This window comes from Microcoleus sp. FACHB-831 (genome assembly GCF_014695585.1).
GTDB lineage: Bacteria > Cyanobacteriota > Cyanobacteriia > Cyanobacteriales > FACHB-T130 > FACHB-831.
Genome location: NZ_JACJON010000004.1, coordinates 1 through 3,331, shown reverse-complemented (window position 1 = coordinate 3,331; position 3,331 = coordinate 1). Strand labels below are relative to the sequence as shown.

Sequence of the window (3,331 nt, the reverse complement as noted above, 5' to 3'; positions counted from 1 at the left end):
TCTCGCTCAAAGTTCCCGTCTAAAAAGCCATTTCATAGGGGAACTGGAACTCAATGTGAACATCTTAACTTCTCCATTCTCAACACTGCTTAGAGCTTAACCGAGAAGTATTGCTTCCCCTCGCACTTCAAGCGAGGGTGGGCAAATTAGCAAAGCCGCTCCAGTGCATCAAACTAAAACTTAGATTCAAGCTATTGCTCTAAGTTCATCGCAAAAACTCGCCTCCTATATCAACTTTCAGAAAACCAAGCTTTTGAGACACGGGTTCAAATCCCGTTTCGGTCGCCAAAACAAGGCCGAATAGTTTAGCGGTAAAACCTCACGGCATTAATCTGATTTTCTGATAACCGGAAATAATCTAGGTAGGATCGGCGTTAAAAACTTATGCACCCAGCACTCAGGCTACGAGCGCTGGGTTTTGAATATAAATACGCGATCGCGCTTCACGATCTGGAAACACTAGAGTTATCCTTTCGTACAAGCAGAGAATATTCTAAAAAACCTTTTTTTTGTGAAGTGAGTCGAACAAACGGACATCAGCTGAACGAGGAATTAAGTATACAGGTTTTTCTCTCCTTAAATAAAACCGCCTACCAAAGCAACGAATGTCTACGGGGTTTCTTGCTAATGTGTCCTAGCCATTCCTGATGTGCTTATTTCAGCAACTTACGCGAGGAGGGCAAAATAAAAGAGTTTTCAAGCGTTCGCGCAAGGAATGAGATGTCCGTGCAAAAAGTGCCAATCATTGATTATCGCAAAGCGAATGCAGCCAATTCACTATTGCCCAAACCCTCTATCCTCTCAAGCTTTGGGTGGAGTAACCTGCATCTGGAAGTTTACCAACAGCCAAAATTTGAAATCGCCGAACATCAACATACGATGCATTCGATTGCGCTAGCCGCGAACGCTTGTGGGCTTCCTGAATCAGCTAAACAACCAGGGTGGGATAGCTTGATTGCATCAGGAGAACGGTGGTTGGATGGAAAGCTTGTGCGAGAAACGCGGAAAGCGGGAGATATTGCAATAATTCCTGCGGGCATTTTCCATCGCTGTAACTGGGCTACCTCAGTTGAGTTTATGGTTCTGGCAATTGAGCCGACACTTCTCCAACAAGTGGGACGGGATTTTGTGAATCCAGATCGCATTGAACTTACACCACGATTTATGAATGAGCCAGATCCTTTAATCCAAGGAATTTTTTCGACCTTGAGAGAAGAATTAGAGTCTGGCAAAATTGGTGGTGATTTGTTGATTGATAGCCTCAAAACCACATTAGCGATTCACCTGTTACGGAACTATTGCACTATCCAACCGAAGCTTTCGAGTTACCCAAATGGATTATCTCAATCAGCACTGCAACAGGTGACAGACTATATTCATGAGCAGCTCGATCAGGACTTGAAGCTGGTTGAGTTGAGCGCGATCGCCCAACTTAGCCCCTATTATTTTCTACGTTTGTTCAAGCAACGAACAGGAATCACACCCCATCAATACATCCTGCAACGGCGAATTGAAAAAGCAAAACATCTGTTGAAGTACAGCGAACTGAGCATTGCAGATATTGCGGCGCTAACAGGTTTTTCCGATCAAAGCCACTTAACAAGATGCTTCAAACGCATCGTTGGTATAACACCAAAACAACTCCTGCAAACCTGAGTGCAAGAATTTACTAAAATCGAGCAACTTTCTTCTAGAGTTCTGAATGGCTAGCTTTTTAAGCTATTTACAGCAAGTTCTATTAGAGAAAGAAGATGGAAATTGAACAAACCGAGGTACCGCTCTCCACACCGGATGGACAAATGCCCGCCTGCTTGTTTACACCAACGGGATCTGATTACCCGGAAGGGGGAACGGCTTCGCACCGCAAGCCCGCCATCCTACTACTGATGGAGGCATTTGGCTTAACGTCACACATCCGAAATGTGGCAGTCCGGATTGCGAACGAAGGTTATGTGGTGCTGGTACCGGATTTATACTATCGTGAGTTACCCAATAACAAATTTGGCTATGGTGAGGTAGAGCAGGCAATGGCAATGATGTGGCGCTTAGATTTTGGTAAGCCAATGGAGAACGACATTCGAGCCGCATTAGCCTATGTAAAGTCATGCCCAGAAGTGAACCCGGATCGTGTCGGCGTAACCGGGTTTTGTCTGGGCGGCGGCTTAACCTTTTTTACGGCTTGCAAGTTATCAAATGAAATTGCCGCAGCGGCTCCTTTCTATGGCATGGTTTCCGATGAGTGGATTGATGCAGTCAAAGACATCACGGTGCCTATCTACCTATTTTTCGGCGGTCGAGATCCCTTTATTCCGGGCGATCGCATTCGACAAATTGAATCGCGATTTCAGGAACTTGGCAAAGACTACACCCTGAAGGTTTATCCCGATGCAGGTCACGGCTTTTTCTGTCACGAACGCTCCGACTACAACCCTTTAGCGGCGGAAGATGCGTGGGGCCAGCTAACTCAATTCTTTCATCAATTAGTACTCCTATCCCCGGTCTGAAAACACGAGTGTGAAGTCCTTCGGAGGCCATTTATAAGTAAAACAAGGACAGCCCTGAAGCGCTCCGAAGGGCAAATATCAAATTACCACAGACAAGAGTGCAAAATGAATGTAAAACCTACCAGTGGTAAAGGATTAAAAAAGCCCAATGAGCAAGGCGATGGGTGCTGTAAGCAATATCCCCAGGGAGCGTTAATTTAATGCCATCGAAAGGGCCATCGTCGCGTTTGATGAAGAGTGGATAGACAAGATTTGTCGAATGAAAGAGAGTAGAGCTAATTTTAGAGACTGCCGAACGTTGCAATCTCATATTGCATCTGGAATAAAGTTGCAATGGACTGAAGATCAAGAAGACGGCTTCAAATTTAAGCACTGCTATGCAGAACCGTTGCAGCTGCACCTTGCAAGCTGGAGCCTAGCATCATATTGGAGACACGCTTATGCGAACACGGATAAACAGTACCGCGTACCGATCTGCCATCGGCATTGCGATCGCCGCAGCATTAATTCTCGTCTGGTTGAGTCTTGGTGTTGGCATCATCGGGAAAGACGGAGATCCCGCCAACCTAATGTATTTCGGGGTGCTTGCTGTAGGAATCATTGGTGCCATCATCGCACGCCTCCAACCCTATGGGATGGCACGCACATTGTTCGCGACGGCGTTTGCTCAAGCGTTGGTCACCGCGATCGCACTACTCGCAGGGTTGGGTCTTCGGCGTTGCATAATGGTGCTATGAATCATTGAGGAATAGGGACATCCCAGAATTTGAGATAGTGCAGTAACAGCCGAATTGAGTATCTCAGCATTTCCTCGGATTTTGAATAGC

3 protein-coding genes are annotated in these 3,331 nt (G+C 46.0%); all 3 read left to right on the top strand.

What is annotated here, in order from left to right:
* The first annotated feature begins 726 nt into the window (after positions 1–726).
* The 3 genes from H6F77_RS00080 to H6F77_RS00070 all read left to right on the top strand — a co-directional run bounded on the left by H6F77_RS00080 (position 727) and on the right by H6F77_RS00070 (position 3,241).
* Entirely contained in the window at positions 727–1,656 is a 930-nt protein-coding gene (locus H6F77_RS00080) for a helix-turn-helix domain-containing protein (protein ID WP_309228774.1), read from the top strand.
* A 143-nt stretch (positions 1,657–1,799) separates the two neighbouring features.
* Positions 1,800–2,504, top strand: a complete 705-nt coding sequence (locus H6F77_RS00075; protein ID WP_199321098.1) for a dienelactone hydrolase family protein — start codon at positions 1,800–1,802, stop codon at positions 2,502–2,504.
* A gap of 440 nt (positions 2,505–2,944) precedes the next feature.
* Positions 2,945–3,241 (top strand): hypothetical protein, encoded by a 297-nt coding sequence (locus tag H6F77_RS00070; protein WP_190484032.1) that lies wholly within the window; start codon positions 2,945–2,947, stop codon positions 3,239–3,241.
* The last annotated feature ends 90 nt before the right edge of the window (positions 3,242–3,331 follow it).